The organism is Psychrobacter sp. Ps2 (genome assembly GCF_022129405.1).
GTDB lineage: Bacteria > Pseudomonadota > Gammaproteobacteria > Pseudomonadales > Moraxellaceae > Psychrobacter.
In genome coordinates this window covers 1-16855 of record NZ_JADQAM010000021.1, presented here as the reverse complement: position 1 = coordinate 16855, position 16855 = coordinate 1, and the positions used below count along the sequence as shown (strand labels likewise).

The window sequence follows — 16855 nt, the reverse complement described above, 5'->3', positions numbered from 1 at the left end:
ATTTTCGAACCATTGGATTTCATTGCAAGGCTGGCCGCCCTGGTACCGAAGCCCAGAGTCAACCTAACCCGCTTCCAGGGGAGCCCGCAGAATTCGGAAAAAATCGTACGCTAAGGTTTTCCGGGCAGCCGTAGCGGTCTGAACTTCCCGTCTTCCAGCCTGCGGCTCTGCCGCCAGACGTAATCGCCGGTCAGGTTGATGTGTTCCCAGCCCAGAGGCGACAGGTATTGCAGCAGTTCCCCGTCCACCGGCTTGCCAGTTTCGCCTAGCGCCTGGGTGGCGCGCTCCAGGTACACCGTGTTCCACAGCACGATGGCGGCTGTCACCAGGTTGAGGCCGCTGGCCCGGTAGCGCTGCTGCTCGAAGCTCCGATCCCTGATTTCGCCGAGACGGTTAAAGAACACTGCCCTGGCTAGGGAGTTGCGCGCTTCACCCTTGTTCAATCCGGCATGCACGCGGCGGCGCAGCTCGACACTCTGCAACCAGTCGAGGATGAACAGCGTGCGCTCGATCCGGCCCAGCTCGCGCAGGGCCACGGCCAGGCCATTCTGGCGCGGATAGCTGCCGAGCTTGCGCAGCATCAGCGAGGCGGTGACGGTGCCCTGCTTGATCGAGCTGGCCAGGCGCAGGATGTCGTCCCAATGGGCGCGAACGTGCTTGATGTTCAGGGTGCCGCCGATCATCGGTCGCAGCGTTGGGTAGGTCTGCACGCCTTGCGGCACGTACAGCTTGGTTTCACCCAAGTCGCGGATACGCGGCGCAAAGCGGAAGCCCAGCAGGTGCATCAGGGCGAAGACGTGATCGGTGAAGCCGGCCGTGTCGGTGTAGTGCTCCTCGATCCGCAAGTCGGATTCGTGGTACAGCAGGCCGTCGAGCACGTAGGTGGAATCGCGCACGCCGACATTCACCACGCGAGTGCTGAACGGAGCGTACTGGTCGGAGATGTGGGTGTAGAACAGCCGTCCCGGCTCGCTGCCGTACTTCGGGTTGACGTGCCCGGTGCTTTCGCCCCGGCCGCCCGCGCGGAAGCGCTGGCCATCGGAAGAGGAAGTCGTGCCGTCGCCCCAATGGGCGGCAAAGGCATGGCGGTACTGGTGGTTGACCAACTCGGCCAGGGCCGCCGAGTAGGTTTCGTCTCGGATGTGCCAGGCTTGCAGCCAGGACAGCTTGGCGTAGGTCAGGCCGGGGCTCGACTCGGCCATCTTGGTCAGCCCGAGGTTGATTGCATCGCCCAGGATCGCTGACAGCAGCAATGTCCGGTCTTTGGCCTCGGCACCGTCCTTCAGGTGTGTGAAGTGGCGGCTGAAGCCCGTCCAGTCGTCCACGTCCATCAGCAGTTCGGTGATCTTGATGCGCGGCAGCAAATGGCTGGTCTGGTCGATCAGCGCCTGCGCGGTATTGGGCACCGCGGAATCCAGCGGGGTGATCTTCAGCCCGGACTCGGTGAGGATGGCATCGGGCAGCTCGTTGTCCTTGGCCAGGCGGGTGACGGTGGCCAGCTGCTCGTCCAGCAGCTGCAAGCGCTCTTCCAGGTACTGGTTGCTGTTCGGGTTGATCGCCAGGGGCAGAGCCTGCGCATGCTTGAGCGCGGCGAACCTCTCTGCCGGCAGCAGGTAGTCGTCGAAGTCGCGGAACTGCCGCGAGCCCTTGACCCAGATGTCACCGGAGCGCAGCGCGTTCTTCAGCTCGGACAGGGCGCAGATTTCGTAGAAGCGCCGGTCGAGGCCTTCCGGGGTTATCACTAGCGGCTTCCAGCGCGGCTTGATGAAGGCGGTGGGCGCATCGGCCGGCACCTTGCGCAGGTTGTAGGCGTTCATCTCGCTCAGGGTCTGCACGGCTGCCAGCACGCCTTGCGCAGCCGGGGCAGCGCGCAGTTCCAGCACCTCCAGCAAGGCCGGCGTGTAACGGCGCAGAGTGGCGAAGTTCTCGCCGACCAGGTGCAGATGGTCGAAGCCTTCCGGCCGGGCCAGCAGCTCGGCCTCGCTGACGCTCTCGGTGAACTCGTCCCAGGGAATCACCGCCTCAATGGCGGCATAGGGATCGCTACCGCTTTCCTTGGCTTCCAGCAGAGCCTGGCCGATCTTCGAGTACAGGCGCACCTTGTCGTTGATCGCCTTGCCCTGCTTCTGGAACTGCTGCTGATGCTTGTGCTTCGCGCTGCTGAACAGCTTGACCAGGATACGGTCGTGCAGATCGACCAACTCATCAATCACCGTCGCGGTGCTCTCCAGCACCACGGCGGCCAGGGTCGCGTAGCGTCGCTGCGGCTCGAACTTGCCGAGGTCTTTGGGCGTCATCTGCCCACCCTCGCGGGCCAGCTTGAGCAGGCGGTTCTGGTGGATGTGTCGGCCCAGGCCTTCGGGCAAGTCCACCAGCTGAAATGTCTTCAGCCGCTCGATGTGTTCGAGCATGTGGCGGGAGTTCGGTTTCAGCGGTGCCTGTCGCAGCCAGGTCAACCAGGTGATGCTGCTGCCGGCCTTGAGCTTCAACAGCTCGTCCAGCTTGGCCCGATGCGAGTCCGTGAGTGGTTCGACCAGGGCGCGGTAGACTCGGCGATTGGCCCGCGCAATGGCCTCCGAACAAGCTCGATCAATTACGCTCAACGCCGGCAGAATGCGCCGCTTCTGTCGCAGGCTCTCCAGGGCCTGACCGGCCAGCAGTAAGCCCTTGTCGGTCTGCTGGGCCAACTCGGTCAGCTCGCGCACCAGGGCGCGGAAGTCGGACAGGCCGAACGGGGCCAGTTGTAGGTAGGTGCGCAGTTCCTGGGCGTGCTCGCGGCGAGTCACGTCGCGTTCGCCGTACTTCAACCAACTCGCCGGGTCGGCCTGAACTTGCTTGGCCACCCACTGGATGACCGGCTCGGGCGGCTCGCTGTCGGTGCCCAACGCATAGCCGGGGTAGCGCAGCAGGCTGAGCTGCACCGCGAAGCCCAGGCGGTTGCCATCGCCCCGCCGTTGACGGATCAGGGATAGGTCGGAGTCGTTGAAGGTGTAGTAGCGGATCAGGTCATCCTGGCTTTCCGGCAACGCAAGCAAGGTGTCGCGCTCCGTAGCCGAGAGAATCGAGCGACGCGGCATGGTTCAGTCGTCCTTGCGAAGGTACTGATAGAGGGTTTCTCGGCTGATGCCGAACTCGCGGGCGAGCTGCGCCTTCGGCTCGCCCGCAGCGGCCCGCTGCCGCAGCGTGATGGCTTGCTCGTCGGAGAGGGCTTTCTTGCGGCCCCGGTAGGCACCGCGCTGCTTGGCCAGGGCGATGCCCTCGCGCTGCCGCTCGCGAATCAGGGCGCGCTCAAACTCGGCAAAGGCCCCCATGACCGACAGCATCAGGTTGGCCATCGGCGAGTCCTCGCCGGTGAACACCAGGCCTTCCTTCAAGAACTCGATGCGCACACCGCGCTGGGTCAGCTTCTGCACCAGGCGGCGCAAATCATCGAGGTTTCGTGCCAGGCGATCCATGCTGTGCACCACCACGGTGTCGCCTTCGCGAACGAAACCGAGCATGGCCTCCAGCTGGGGACGCTGGGTGTCCTTGCCCGAGGCTTTGTCGGTGAACAGCTTGCCGACCTCGACCTGTTCAAGTTGGCGTTCCGGGTTCTGGTCGAAGCTGCTGACCCGGACGTAACCGATGCGTTGTCCCTGCAAGATGCCTCCATGGGCTGGATGGGCGGCAGGGCTTGCGTTGGTTTTTGGTTCCATTGCGCCCGAAGCCTTGAATTTGTCAGGCTGAAATCTATGACCTTGGCAAGCATGTGTCAAAGAATGTGAAAGCGGACTCTATTCTGACGGCGTGATGCGCCTTGTGTCGTTTTCAGAAGACGGCTGCACTGAACGTCAGAAGCCGACTGCACTATAGCAGCGGAGGGGTTGGATCCATCAGGCAACGACGGGCTGCTGCCGGCCATCAGCGGACGCAGGGAGGACTTTCCGCAACCGGCCGTTCGATGCGGCACCGATGGCCTTCGCGCAGGGGTAGTGAATCCGCCAGGATTGACTTGCGCTGCCCTACCTCTCACTAGTGAGGGGCGGCAGCGCATCAAGCGGTGAGCGCACTCCGGCACCGCCAACTTTCAGCACATGCGTGTAAATCATCGTCGTAGAGACGTCGGAATGGCCGAGCAGATCCTGCACGGTTCGAATGTCGTAACCGCTGCGGAGCAAGGCCGTCGCGAACGAGTGGCGGAGGGTGTGCGGTGTGGCGGGCTTCGTGATGCCTGCTTGTTCTACGGCACGTTTGAAGGCGCGCTGAAAGGTCTGGTCATACATGTGATGGCGACGCACGACACCGCTCCGTGGATCGGTCGAATGCGTGTGCTGCGCAAAAACCCAGAACCACGGCCAGGAATGCCCGGCGCGCGGATACTTCCGCTCAAGGGCGTCGGGAAGCGCAACGCCGCTGCGGCCCTCGGCCTGGTCCTTCAGCCACCATGCCCGTGCACGCGACAGCTGCTCGCGCAGGCTGGGTGCCAAGCTCTCGGGTAACATCAAGGCCCGATCCTTGGAGCCCTTGCCCTCCCGCACGATGATCGTGCCGTGATCGAAATCCAGATCCTTGACCCGCAGTTGCAAACCCTCACTGATCCGCATGCCCGTTCCATACAGAAGCTGGGCGAACAAACGATGCTCGCCTTCCAGAAAACCGAGGATGCGAACCACTTCATCCGGGGTCAGCACCACCGGCAAGCGCCGCGACGGCCGAGGTCTTCCGATCTCCTGAAGCCAGGGCAGATCCGTGCACAGCACCTTGCCGTAGAAGAACAGCAAGGCCGCCAATGCCTGACGATGCGTGGAGACCGAAACCTTGCGCTCGTTCGCCAGCCAGGACAGAAATGCCTCGACTTCGCTGCTGCCCAAGGTTGCCGGGTGACGCACACCGTGGAAACGGATGAAGGCACGAACCCAGTTGACATAAGCCTGTTCGGTTCGTAAACTGTAATGCAAGTAGCGTATGCGCTCACGCAACTGGTCCAGAACCTTGACCGAACGCAGCGGTGGTAACGGCGCAGTGGCGGTTTTCATGGCTTGTTATGACTGTTTTTTTGTACAGTCTATGCCTCGGGCATCCAAGCAGCAAGCGCGTTACGCCGTGGGTCGATGTTTGATGTTATGGAGCAGCAACGATGTTACGCAGCAGGGCAGTCGCCCTAAAACAAAGTTATGCAGCCAAATCCCAACAATTAAGGGTCTTAAAATGGTAAAAGATTGGATTCCCATCTCTCATGATAATTACAAGCAGGTGCAAGGACCGTTCTATCATGGAACCAAAGCCAATTTGGCGATTGGTGACTTGCTAACCACAGGGTTCATCTCTCATTTCGAGGACGGTCGTATTCTTAAGCACATCTACTTTTCAGCCTTGATGGAGCCAGCAGTTTGGGGAGCTGAACTTGCTATGTCACTGTCTGGCCTCGAGGGTCGCGGCTACATATACATAGTTGAGCCAACAGGACCGTTCGAAGACGATCCGAATCTTACGAACAAAAGATTTCCCGGTAATCCAACACAGTCCTATAGAACCTGCGAACCCTTGAGAATTGTTGGCGTTGTTGAAGACTGGGAGGGGCATCCTGTTGAATTAATAAGGGGAATGTTGGATTCGTTGGAGGACTTAAAGCGCCGTGGTTTACACGTCATTGAAGACTAGTCCTTTGCATAACAAAGCCATCAAACCGGACGCCAGAGATTCCGCGCCTGTTGCGCATGGCTTCGCCATTTTATGCGCAATAGGCGCGCCACCCTGTCGCCGTTTATGGCGGCGTTAGGCATCACAAAGTACAGCATCGTGACCAACAGCAACGATTCCGTCACACTGCGCCTCATGACTGAGCATGACCTTGCGATGCTCTATGAGTGGCTAAATCGATCTCATATCGTCGAGTGGTGGGGCGGAGAAGAAGCACGCCCGACACTTGCTGACGTACAGGAACAGTACTTGCCAAGCGTTTTAGCGCAAGAGTCCGTCACTCCATACATTGCAATGCTGAATGGAGAGCCGATTGGGTATGCCCAGTCGTACGTTGCTCTTGGAAGCGGGGACGGATGGTGGGAAGAAGAAACCGATCCAGGAGTACGCGGAATAGACCAGTCACTGGCGAATGCATCACAACTGGGCAAAGGCTTGGGAACCAAGCTGGTTCGAGCTCTGGTTGAGTTGCTGTTCAATGATCCCGAGGTCACCAAGATCCAAACGGACCCGTCGCCGAGCAACTTGCGAGCGATCCGATGCTACGAGAAAGCGGGGTTTGAGAGGCAAGGTACCGTAACCACCCCAGATGGTCCAGCCGTGTACATGGTTCAAACACGCCAGGCATTCGAGCGAACACGCAGTGATGCCTAACCCTTCCATCGAGGGGGACGTCCAAGGGCTGGCGCCCTTGGCCGCCCCTCATGTCAAACGTTATGCTCTGTGAGCCGGGTTATTGGCGAAGCGAACGTATGACGATTACAGCAATAAACGCAAAGGGTGAAAAAAAATGACATGGAGAACGACCAAAACACTTTTACAGCCTCAAAATCTGGACTTCAATGAGTTTGAGATTCTTACTTCCGTAATTGAGGGCGCCCGAATTGTCGGCATTGGCGAGGGCGCTCATTTTGTCGCGGAGTTTTCACTGGCTAGAGCAAGTCTTATCCGCTATTTGGTCGAAAGGCATGATTTTAATGCGATTGGTTTGGAATGTGGGGCGATTCAGGCATCCCGGTTATCTGAATGGCTCAACTCAACAGCCGGTGCTCATGAACTTGAGCGATTTTCGGATACCCTGACCTTTTCTGTGTATGGCTCAGTGCTGATCTGGCTGAAATCATATCTCCGCGAATCAGGAAGAAAACTGCAGTTAGTCGGAATCGACTTACCCAACACCCTGAACCCAAGGGACGACCTAGCGCAATTGGCCGAAATTATCCAGCTCATCGATCACCTCATGAAACCGCACGTTGATATGCTGACTCACTTGTTGGCGTCCATTGATGGCCAGTCGGCGGTTATTTCATCGGCAAAATGGGGGGAGCTAGAAACGGCTCGGCAGGAGAAAGCTATCTCAGGGGTAACCAGATTGAAGCTCCGCTTGGCGTCGCTTGCCCCTGTCCTGAAAAAACACGTCAACAGCGATTTGTTCCGAAAAGCCTCTGATCGAATAGAGTCGATAGAGTATACGTTGGAAACCTTGCGTATAATGAAAACTTTCTTCGATGGTACCTCTCTTGAGGGAGATACTTCCGTACGTGACTCGTATATGGCGGGCGTAGTAGATGGAATGGTTCGAGCGAATCCGGATGTGAAGATAATTCTGCTGGCGCACAACAATCATTTACAAAAAACCCCAGTCTCCTTTTCAGGCGAGCTTACGGCTGTTCCCATGGGGCAGCACCTCGCAGAGAGGGTGAATTACCGTGCGATTGCATTCACCCATCTTGGACCCACCGTGCCGGAAATGCATTTCCCATCGCCCGACAGTCCTCTTGGATTCTCTGTTGTGACCACGCCTGCCGATGCAATCCGTGAGGATAGTATGGAACAGTATGTCATCGACGCCTGTGGTACGGAGAATTCATGTCTGACATTGACAGATGCCCCCATGGAAGCAAAGCGAATGCGGTCTCAAAGCGCCTCTGTAAAAACGAAATTGAGCGAGGCATTTGATGCCATCGTCTGTGTTCCAAGCGCCGGCAAGGACAGCCTAGTTGCCCTATAGGAAACCGGAAATGAAAATGAGGGAGCATAACCTGCCAATCCACCGGACGGTTTTCAACCGCCGGTGATCAGCGCGATTGGGCGTCAAGGAAAACTTAATGGCAATCCGAATCTTCGCAATACTTTTCTCCACTTTTGTTTTTGGCACGTTCGCGCATGCACAAGAAGGCATGCGCGAACGTTCTGACTGGCGGAAGTTTTTCAGCGAATTTCAAGCCAAAGGCACGATAGTTGTGGCAGACGAACGCCAAACAGATCGTGTCATATTGGTTTTTGATCAGGTGCGGTCAGAGAAACGCTACTCGCCGGCCTCGACATTCAAGATTCCACATACACTTTTTGCACTTGACGCAGGCGCTGCACGTGATGAGTTTCAAGTTTTCCGATGGGACGGCATCAAAAGAAGCTTTGCAGCTCACAACCAAGACCAAGACTTGCGATCAGCAATGCGGAATTCTACTGTCTGGATTTATGAGCTATTTGCAAAAGAGATCGGTGAAGACAAGGCTCGACGCTATTTGAAGCAAATCGACTATGGCAACGCCGATCCTTCGACAAGTAATGGCGATTACTGGATAGATGGCAATCTTGCTATCGCGGCACAAGAACAGATTGCATTTCTCAGGAAGCTCTATCATAACGAGTTGCCCTTTCGGGTAGAACATCAGCGCTTGGTCAAGGACCTCATGATTGTGGAAGCCGGTCGCAACTGGATACTGCGCGCAAAGACGGGCTGGGAAGGCCGCATGGGTTGGTGGGTAGGATGGGTTGAGTGGCCGACTGGCCCCGTATTCTTCGCACTGAATATTGATACGCCAAACAGGATGGATGACCTTTTCAAAAGGGAGGCAATAGTGCGGGCAATCCTTCGCTCTATCGAAGCGTTGCCGCCCAACCCGGCAGTCAACTCGGACGCAGCGCGATAAAGCCGCGCAGCGCCGGTTACTTCTACGTTAACCTCTGAGGAAGAATTGTGAAACTATCACTAATGGTAGCTATATCGAAGAATGGAGTTATCGGGAATGGCCCTGATATTCCATGGAGTGCCAAAGGTGAACAGCTCCTGTTTAAAGCTATTACCTATAACCAATGGCTGTTGGTTGGACGCAAGACTTTTGAATCAATGGGAGCATTACCCAACCGAAAGTATGCGGTCGTAACACGTTCAAGTTTTACATCTGACAATGAGAACGTATTGATCTTTCCATCAATTAAAGATGCTTTAACCAACCTAAAGAAAATAACGGATCATGTCATTGTTTCAGGTGGTGGGGAGATATACAAAAGCCTGATCGATCAAGTAGATACACTACATATATCTACAATAGACATCGAGCCGGAAGGTGATGTTTACTTTCCTGAAATCCCCAGCAATTTTAGGCCAGTTTTTACCCAAGACTTCGCCTCTAACATAAATTATAGTTACCAAATCTGGAAAAAGGGTTAACAAGTGGCAGCAACGGATTCGCAAACCTGTCACGCCTTTTGTACCAAAAGCCGCGCCAGGTTTGCGATCCGCTGTGCCAGGCGTTAGATGCACTAAGCACATAATTGCTCACAGCCAAACTATCAGGTCAAGTCTGCTTTTATTATTTTTAAGCGTGCATAATAAGCCCTACACAAATTGGGAGATATATCATGAAAGGCTGGCTTTTTCTTGTTATCGCAATAGTTGGCGAAGTAATCGCAACATCCGCATTAAAATCTAGCGAGGGCTTTACTAAGCTTGCCCCTTCCGCCGTTGTCATAATCGGTTATGGCATCGCATTTTATTTTCTTTCTCTGGTTCTGAAATCCATCCCTGTCGGTGTTGCTTATGCAGTCTGGTCGGGACTCGGCGTCGTCATAATTACAGCCATTGCCTGGTTGCTTCATGGGCAAAAGCTTGATGCGTGGGGCTTTGTAGGTATGGGGCTCATAATTGCTGCCTTTTTGCTCGCCCGATCCCCATCGTGGAAGTCGCTGCGGAGGCCGACGCCATGGTGACGGTGTTCGGCATTCTGAATCTCACCGAGGACTCCTTCTTCGATGAGAGCCGGCGGCTAGACCCCGCCGGCGCTGTCACCGCGGCGATCGAAATGCTGCGAGTCGGATCAGACGTCGTGGATGTCGGACCGGCCGCCAGCCATCCGGACGCGAGGCCTGTATCGCCGGCCGATGAGATCAGACGTATTGCGCCGCTCTTAGACGCCCTGTCCGATCAGATGCACCGTGTTTCAATCGACAGCTTCCAACCGGAAACCCAGCGCTATGCGCTCAAGCGCGGCGTGGGCTACCTGAACGATATCCAAGGATTTCCTGACCCTGCGCTCTATCCCGATATTGCTGAGGCGGACTGCAGGCTGGTGGTTATGCACTCAGCGCAGCGGGATGGCATCGCCACCCGCACCGGTCACCTTCGACCCGAAGACGCGCTCGACGAGATTGTGCGGTTCTTCGAGGCGCGGGTTTCCGCCTTGCGACGGAGCGGGGTCGCTGCCGACCGGCTCATCCTCGATCCGGGGATGGGATTTTTCTTGAGCCCCGCACCGGAAACATCGCTGCACGTGCTGTCGAACCTTCAAAAGCTGAAGTCGGCGTTGGGGCTTCCGCTATTGGTCTCGGTGTCGCGGAAATCCTTCTTGGGCGCCACCGTTGGCCTTCCTGTAAAGGATCTGGGTCCAGCGAGCCTTGCGGCGGAACTTCACGCGATCGGCAATGGCGCTGACTACGTCCGCACCCACGCGCCTGGAGATCTGCGAAGCGCAATCACCTTCTCGGAAACCCTCGCGAAATTTCGCAGTCGCGACGCCAGAGACCGAGGGTTAGATCATGCCTAGCATTCACCTTCCGGCCGCCCGCTAGCGGACCCTGGTCAGGTTCCGCGAAGGTGGGCGCAGACATGCTGGGCTCGTCAGGATCAAACTGCACTATGAGGCGGCGGTTCATACCGCGCCAGGGGAGCGAATGGACAGCGAGGAGCCTCCGAACGTTCGGGTCGCCTGCTCGGGTGATATCGACGAGGTTGTGCGGCTGATGCACGACGCTGCGGCGTGGATGTCCGCCAAGGGAACGCCCGCCTGGGACGTCGCGCGGATCGACCGGACATTCGCGGAGACCTTCGTCCTGAGATCCGAGCTCCTAGTCGCGAGTTGCAGCGACGGCATCGTCGGCTGTTGCACCTTGTCGGCCGAGGATCCCGAGTTCTGGCCCGACGCCCTCAAGGGGGAGGCCGCATATCTGCACAAGCTCGCGGTGCGACGGACACATGCGGGCCGGGGTGTCAGCTCCGCGCTGATCGAGGCTTGCCGCCATGCCGCGCGAACGCAGGGGTGCGCCAAGCTGCGGCTCGACTGCCACCCGAACCTGCGTGGCCTATACGAGCGGCTCGGATTCACCCACGTCGACACTTTCAATCCCGGCTGGGATCCAACCTTCATCGCAGAACGCCTAGAACTCGAAATCTAACGTCCGTTCGGGCATCGAGGTCCATGTCGGGGTGGGACGGGCCCGTGGCTTCAAGATCACTTGCAGTCCGACCGCGATGTCTTGGTTGCGCGAGAGGTTGTCGATATCCTCCACTTCCATCATCAACCCTGGATAATGCCGCCGCCGTCATCGCCGCCGACGCCCGTGCCGGGCTTTTCGGGCCTGTCAGGCTTGCTCGGCCTTCAGCCTGCCTGGGCGAGATCTCCGGCGGACGGATTAACGGCGGAGCTTCGCCGCCTTTCGTGCGTGTGAAGGCCGAAGATAGTTCTCTCAAAAACATCCGTTTATGAGAGATACCAAATGTCATTTTCAGAAGACGACTGCACCAGTTGATTGGGCGTAATGGCTGTTGTGCAGCCAGCTCCTGACAGTTCAATATCAGAAGTGATCTGCACCAATCTCGACTATGCTCAATACTCGTGTGGGCTCTGTTGCAAAAATCGTGAAGCTTGAGCATGCTTGGCGGAGATTGGACGGACGGAACGATGACGGATTTCAAGTGGCGCCATTTCCAGGGTGATGTGATCCTGTGGGCGGTGCGCTGGTATTGTCGCTATCCGATCAGCTATCGCGACCTTGAGGAAATGCTGGCGGAACGCGGCATTTCGGTCGACCATACGACGATCTATCGCTGGGTCCAGTGCTACGCCCCGGAGATGGAGAAGCGGCTGCGCTGGTTCTGGCGGCGTGGCTTTGATCCGAGCTGGCGCCTGGATGAAACCTACGTCAAGGTGCGGGGCAAGTGGACCTACCTGTACCGGGCAGTCGACAAGCGGGGCGACACGATCGATTTCTACCTGTCGCCGACCCGCAGCGCCAAGGCAGCGAAGCGGTTCCTGGGCAAGGCCCTGCGAGGCCTGAAGCACTGGGAAAAGCCTGCCACGCTCAATACCGACAAAGCGCCGAGCTATGGTGCAGCGATCACCGAATTGAAGCGCGAAGGAAAGCTGGACCGGGAGACGGCCCACCGGCAGGTGAAGTATCTCAATAACGTGATCGAGGCCGATCACGGAAAGCTCAAGATACTGATCAAGCCGGTGCGCGGTTTCAAATCGATCCCCACGGCCTATGCCACGATCAAGGGATTCGAAGTCATGCGAGCCCTGCGCAAAGGACAGGCTCGCCCCTGGTGCCTGCAGCCCGGCATCAGGGGCGAGGTGCGCCTTGTGGAGAGAGCTTTTGGCATTGGGCCCTCGGCGCTGACGGAGGCCATGGGCATGCTCAACCACCATTTCGCAGCAGCCGCCTGATCGGCGCAGAGCGACAGCCTACCTCTGACTGCCGCCAATCTTTGCAACAGAGCCTCCGTCGCCATGCTCACCTCGCTTTGGTGCACACGAGTATTGAGCATAGTCGAGATTGGTGCAGATCACTTCTGATATTGAACTGTCAGGAGCTGGCTGCACAACAGCCATTACGCCCAATCAACTGGTGCAGTCGTCTTCTGAAAATGACACCTTGCCTGACATCCAGTTAGGGTATAGCTCAGGCTGACATCCAAGCAGGACGCCCTACTCAGGGTTGACTCGCAGTAATTACCCTCTTCCTGTAGACTGTCGCGGCCATTGAGTTACCAAAGACACTCGATAAGACCTCATGCTTACCCTGCAAAACATGATCTGGCTGCCTACGCCGCCATAGCGCTTCGCCCCCCGCATCATCTGTGACTGCTTGCTCTGCCAGCGGTCGCGCTCTGCTGTGCTTTCGGTTTCAACACCCGCCACAGCCCCCCTACATCCGACAATTTGACCTCATATCGACCAGTTGCACATGGCCTGCGCCATGCTGCGCTGCGTGATCCATTGCCTTGGGAATTCTGATGCTCCACTCGTTAAAACAAACCTGGTTATCCAACATCCGTGGCGACATCCTCGCCGGTATTGTGGTCGCACTGGCCCTCATCCCTGAAGCCATCGCTTTCTCGATCATTGCCGGGGTTGACCCCAAGGTCGGCCTGTACGCCTCTTTCTGTATCGCCGTGGTGATCGCCTTTGTCGGTGGCCGACCCGGAATGATCTCGGCCGCAACCGGGGCCATGGCACTGCTGATGGTGACCCTGGTCAAGAATCATGGTCTCGAATACCTGCTGGCCGCCACGCTGCTATGTGGTGTTTTACAGATCGCTGCTGGGTACCTGAAGCTCGGCTCACTGATGCGCTTCGTCTCGCGCTCGGTGGTGACCGGCTTCGTCAATGCCCTGGCGATCCTGATCTTCATGGCTCAGCTACCCGAGTTAACCAACGTCACCTGGCACGTCTACGCCATGACAGCCGCAGGCCTCGGCATCATCTATCTGTTCCCCTACGTCCCCAAGATCGGCAAGCTCATCCCATCGCCGCTGGTGTGCATCATCGTGCTGACCGCCGTCGCCATGTCGGTTGGGCTAGATATCCGCACGGTCGGCGATATGGGCCAACTGCCCGATACGCTGCCAATCTTCCTCTGGCCTGACGTGCCGCTGACGTTCGAGACGTTGGCCATCATCTTCCCTTACTCGGCAGCACTGGCCGTGGTCGGTCTGCTGGAGTCGATGATGACCGCGACCATTGTTGACGACCTGACCGACACCCCCAGCGACAAGAACCGCGAGTGCAAGGGCCAGGGCGTGGCCAACATTGCTTCGGGTCTGCTCGGCGGTATGGCCGGCTGCGCGATGATTGGTCAGTCGATCATCAACGTGAAATCCGGTGGTCGTTCGCGCCTGTCGTCCCTTGCCGCAGGCGTATTCCTGCTGCTGATGGTGGTGTTCCTCGGCGACTGGTTGAAGCAGATCCCGATGGCGGCGCTGGTGGCAGTGATGATCATGGTGTCCATCGGCACCTTCAGTTGGGATTCGCTGCGCAACCTGAAGAAGCATCCGCTGTCGACCAACATTGTCATGGTCGTCACCGTGGTGGTCGTGGTCGCCACCCATAACCTGGCCTTCGGCGTGCTGGCCGGCGTGCTGCTGGCCGCGATGTTCTTCGCCAACAAGGTTGGCCATTACATGGCGATCAGCTCTTCGCTGGACGAAGCCGGCGAGCATCGTAGCTATAACGTCACCGGCCAGGTGTTCTTCAGCTCAGCAGACAAGTTCGTCGCGGCCTTCGACTTCAAAGAAGCCCTGAACAAGGTAACCATCGACCTGAATCGCGCCCACTTCTGGGATATCACCGCCGTTGCCGCTTTGGACAAAGTGGTCATCAAGTTCCGCCGCGAAGGCACCGAAGTCGAAGTGCTGGGCCTCAACGAAGCAAGCGCCACTATCGTGGATCGCTTCGGCGTTCACGATAAACCCGACGCCATTGATCAACTCATGGGCCACTGAGAAGGAGAACAACAATGAACCACATAATCGCCTGTATCGACGGTTCCGCCTCGGCCCCAGCCGTGTGCGACTATGCGGCCTGGGCCAGTCTGAGCCTGGAAGCCCCGTTGACCTTCCTGCATGTGCTGGATCAGCGCCAGTACCCGGTTGCACCGGATCTGAGTGGCAATATCGGCCTTGGCAGCCGCGAGCACCTACTCGATGAGCTTGCTTCCCTGGATGAACAGCGCGGCAAGTTGGCCCTGGAGCAGGGGCGGATCATGTTAGCGGCCGCGAAAGAGCGGGCCATGAAGGATGGTGTGGCCGCACCGGAGTCCAAGCAACGTCATGGCGATCTGCTGGAGAGCCTGCAAGAGCTGGAAAGCGAAACGCGCCTACTGGTCATCGGTCGCCAGGGCGAGTCTAGTGGAGGCCTGAGTCAGCATGTCGGAAGCCAGCTGGAAAGCGTGATTCGTGTCATGCACCGGCCGATCCTGGTCACCCCGACCAGCTTTCAGAAGCCCCAGAGCGCAATGCTGGCCTTCGATGGCAGTGCTACTACCCGCAAGGGTGTGGAGATGCTGGCAGCCAGCCCCCTGCTGAAGGGACTACCGATCCACCTGGTCATGGTCGGGCCCGTGAACGACGAGTCGTCGGCGCAGCTGGACTGGGCGCAAAAAGTGCTGCTCAACGCCGGGTTCACTGTTCGTGCCGAGACCCTGAGCGGTGAGATAGAGCCTACCCTGCACGCCTATCAGAAAGAGCATGGCATTGATCTGCTGGTGATGGGGGCCTATGGCCATTCCCGTATCCGGCAGTTCCTGGTCGGAAGCACCACGACCAGCATGCTCCGCACCACCACCAGTCCGCTGTTACTGCTGCGCTAATGGCCATGGACGACGCCCTCGATCTTGCCCATTTCAAGACCCTGCTGGAACAGCGGGCTGCCGAGCTGGATCGATTGCTGGAAGACGCTGAGTCTCGCTCGCAATCGGTAGAGCTGGATCAAGGCAAGGTAGGGCGTTTGTCGAGGATGGATGCACTCCAGCAGCAAGCAATGAACGATGCCATCCGCAGTCGGGCGCAGCATGAACGCGTCCGCCTCCAGCTGGCCCTCAAGCGTTGGCACGAGGGTGAGTATGGCTGGTGTAACCAATGCGGCGAGTTGATCGCCTCAGGCCGCTTGGAATTCGATCCGGCCACGCCACTGTGCATCACCTGTGCCAGCCGCGTCGAGTCGGGTTGAAACCACCGCGCGGCGCGCTGCATCTCCCAATTAACGAGGTCTCTGATGTATTCGATGGCTAAACACTGGCTGGGCCGAACACGGAAAGCAAGTGCTTGGATGTGGGTGCTGTTGTGCCTTGCCCTGCTCGCCGTATTCCAAGTCCGCACCCATCACCTTGATGATCGTTTGTACTTCTGGATCAAGACCCACTGGCACACCGATGATTGGCAGGAGCGCTCTGTGTGGCTGCCTGACTATCGGGTTGAGCTGGATGCTAAGCCGGTTCCAGGTGTGGACAACAATCTTTCGGGCCTGACCTTCGACCCTGACCTAAACCTGCTGTGGGCGGTCACCAACGGCCCAAACGAACTATTGGCCCTCAGTCGTGACGGTGATGTGGAAAGACGTTACAGCCTGGATGGCTTCCACGATGTGGAGGCGGTGTCCTATGCCGGCAACGGCCAGCTGGTAATCGCCGAAGAGCGCCGGCAGAGCCTGGTTGTCGTGGATGTCCCCATCGCTGAAGACGGTAAACTTTCTCCTGATCGACCATTGAGCCGAGACCAGTATCCAGCTCTGACCCTGGCGCTTGGCAAGGAGGACAACAAAGGCCTTGAAGGGCTCGCCTACGACCTGAAAGGCGACCGCCTGTTTGTGACCAAGGAGCGTGACCCCCGCCAATTGCTGGAAGTGGGCGGCCTTCGTGCCAGCCTGGCAGGAGGTTTTTCCCTGCACGTCCGCGACCTGTCCAGCTTGGTAAAGGACAAGGTGTTTGCGACTGACTTATCTTCGGTCGTCTTCGACCAACAGAGTGGCCATCTGATTCTGCTCAGTGACGAGTCGAAACTGCTGATTGAAATGACCGACGAGGGCAAAGTGGTGAGTTTCCGCTCCCTGGCGAGAGGGTTTGCTGGTTTGCTGAAGGGCATACCCCAGGCCGAAGGCGTAACCATCGACGATGAAGGGTATTTGTACGTGGTCAGCGAGCCGAACCTGTTCTATCGCTTTAGCCGCGAGACAGATTAACCGGTCAACAAGCTACAGTCGGGCGTGGTCGGGACGCTTGCACTGTTAGCGTACGATTTTTTCCGAATTCTGCGGGCTCCCCTTCCACGGGGTGTTCGCACCCAACAGTCGGCACCGGGCGTTGGTCACGCCGGCAAAACGGGGCAGGGGCAACAAGG

Annotated in this window: 15 protein-coding genes and 2 pseudogenes; 14 read left to right on the top strand and 3 right to left on the bottom strand. The window is 57.9% G+C overall.

What is annotated here, in order from left to right; all coding sequences use genetic code 11:
- Positions 1-81 (top strand): annotated as a pseudogene (locus I3254_RS00890) (transposase); the annotation flags it as partial.
- 29 nt (positions 82-110) lie between these two features.
- Here I3254_RS00890 and I3254_RS00885 read toward each other — a convergent pair.
- The 3 genes from I3254_RS00885 to intI1 form a co-directional block, all read right to left on the bottom strand.
- Positions 111-3077 carry a Tn3 family transposase gene (locus I3254_RS00885; protein WP_238050501.1) on the bottom strand — a complete coding sequence of 989 codons (2967 nt, stop codon included), beginning with the start codon at positions 3075-3077 and terminating at the stop codon, positions 111-113.
- A 3-nt stretch (positions 3078-3080) separates the two neighbouring features.
- Complete coding sequence (locus I3254_RS00880) at positions 3081-3641, bottom strand: recombinase family protein (protein ID WP_003090771.1); 561 nt, start codon at positions 3639-3641, stop codon at positions 3081-3083.
- Between the two features lie 360 nt (positions 3642-4001).
- Positions 4002-5015 carry a class 1 integron integrase IntI1 gene (gene intI1, locus I3254_RS00875; protein ID WP_000845054.1) on the bottom strand — a complete coding sequence of 338 codons (1014 nt, stop codon included), beginning with the start codon at positions 5013-5015 and terminating at the stop codon, positions 4002-4004.
- Between the two features lie 172 nt (positions 5016-5187).
- On the opposite strand from intI1, the gene I3254_RS00870 reads away from it, so the two are divergent.
- The 13 genes and pseudogenes from I3254_RS00870 (at position 5188) to I3254_RS00800 (ending at position 16697) form a co-directional block, all read left to right on the top strand.
- Positions 5188-5640 (top strand): NAD(+)--rifampin ADP-ribosyltransferase Arr-3, encoded by a 453-nt coding sequence (locus tag I3254_RS00870; RefSeq protein ID WP_001749986.1) that lies wholly within the window; start codon positions 5188-5190, stop codon positions 5638-5640.
- Positions 5641-5778: 138 nt separating this feature from the next.
- Entirely contained in the window at positions 5779-6333 is a 555-nt protein-coding gene (locus tag I3254_RS00865; RefSeq protein WP_003159191.1) for an aminoglycoside N-acetyltransferase AAC(6')-Ib4, read from the top strand.
- 104 nt (positions 6334-6437) lie between these two features.
- A pseudogene (gene ere(A) / locus I3254_RS00860) lies at positions 6438-7690 on the top strand (EreA family erythromycin esterase).
- A 97-nt stretch (positions 7691-7787) separates the two neighbouring features.
- A complete protein-coding gene (locus tag I3254_RS00855) occupies positions 7788-8615 on the top strand; it encodes an OXA-2 family oxacillin-hydrolyzing class D beta-lactamase OXA-21 (protein ID WP_014386432.1) in 828 nt (275 codons plus the stop codon).
- 47 nt (positions 8616-8662) lie between these two features.
- Positions 8663-9136, top strand: a complete 474-nt coding sequence (gene dfrA1 / locus I3254_RS00850; protein WP_071846295.1) for a trimethoprim-resistant dihydrofolate reductase DfrA1 — start codon at positions 8663-8665, stop codon at positions 9134-9136.
- 191 nt (positions 9137-9327) lie between these two features.
- Positions 9328-9675 carry a quaternary ammonium compound efflux SMR transporter QacE delta 1 gene (locus I3254_RS00845; RefSeq protein WP_000679427.1) on the top strand — a complete coding sequence of 116 codons (348 nt, stop codon included), beginning with the start codon at positions 9328-9330 and terminating at the stop codon, positions 9673-9675.
- Positions 9669-10508 (top strand): sulfonamide-resistant dihydropteroate synthase Sul1, encoded by an 840-nt coding sequence (gene sul1 / locus I3254_RS00840; RefSeq protein WP_000259031.1) that lies wholly within the window; start codon positions 9669-9671, stop codon positions 10506-10508. The genes I3254_RS00845 and sul1 overlap by 7 nt, the downstream gene beginning before the upstream one ends.
- A gap of 127 nt (positions 10509-10635) precedes the next feature.
- Positions 10636-11136 carry a GNAT family N-acetyltransferase gene (locus I3254_RS00835; protein WP_000376623.1) on the top strand — a complete coding sequence of 167 codons (501 nt, stop codon included), beginning with the start codon at positions 10636-10638 and terminating at the stop codon, positions 11134-11136.
- 506 nt (positions 11137-11642) lie between these two features.
- On the top strand, positions 11643-12407 hold the full coding sequence (locus I3254_RS00825) for an IS6-like element IS6100 family transposase (RefSeq protein WP_001389365.1): 765 nt from the start codon (positions 11643-11645) through the stop codon (positions 12405-12407).
- Between the two features lie 569 nt (positions 12408-12976).
- Positions 12977-14464, top strand: coding sequence for a SulP family inorganic anion transporter (locus I3254_RS00815; RefSeq protein ID WP_119673428.1), 1488 nt, complete (start codon positions 12977-12979; stop codon positions 14462-14464).
- Between the two features lie 14 nt (positions 14465-14478).
- On the top strand, positions 14479-15330 hold the full coding sequence (locus tag I3254_RS00810) for a universal stress protein (protein ID WP_119673427.1): 852 nt from the start codon (positions 14479-14481) through the stop codon (positions 15328-15330).
- Positions 15331-15335: 5 nt separating this feature from the next.
- Positions 15336-15689: a TraR/DksA family transcriptional regulator gene (locus tag I3254_RS00805; protein ID WP_199699786.1), complete on the top strand. Its 354-nt coding sequence runs from the start codon at positions 15336-15338 to the stop codon at positions 15687-15689.
- 45 nt (positions 15690-15734) lie between these two features.
- A complete protein-coding gene (locus tag I3254_RS00800; RefSeq protein WP_119673425.1) occupies positions 15735-16697 on the top strand; it encodes an SdiA-regulated domain-containing protein in 963 nt (320 codons plus the stop codon).
- The last annotated feature ends 158 nt before the right edge of the window (positions 16698-16855 follow it).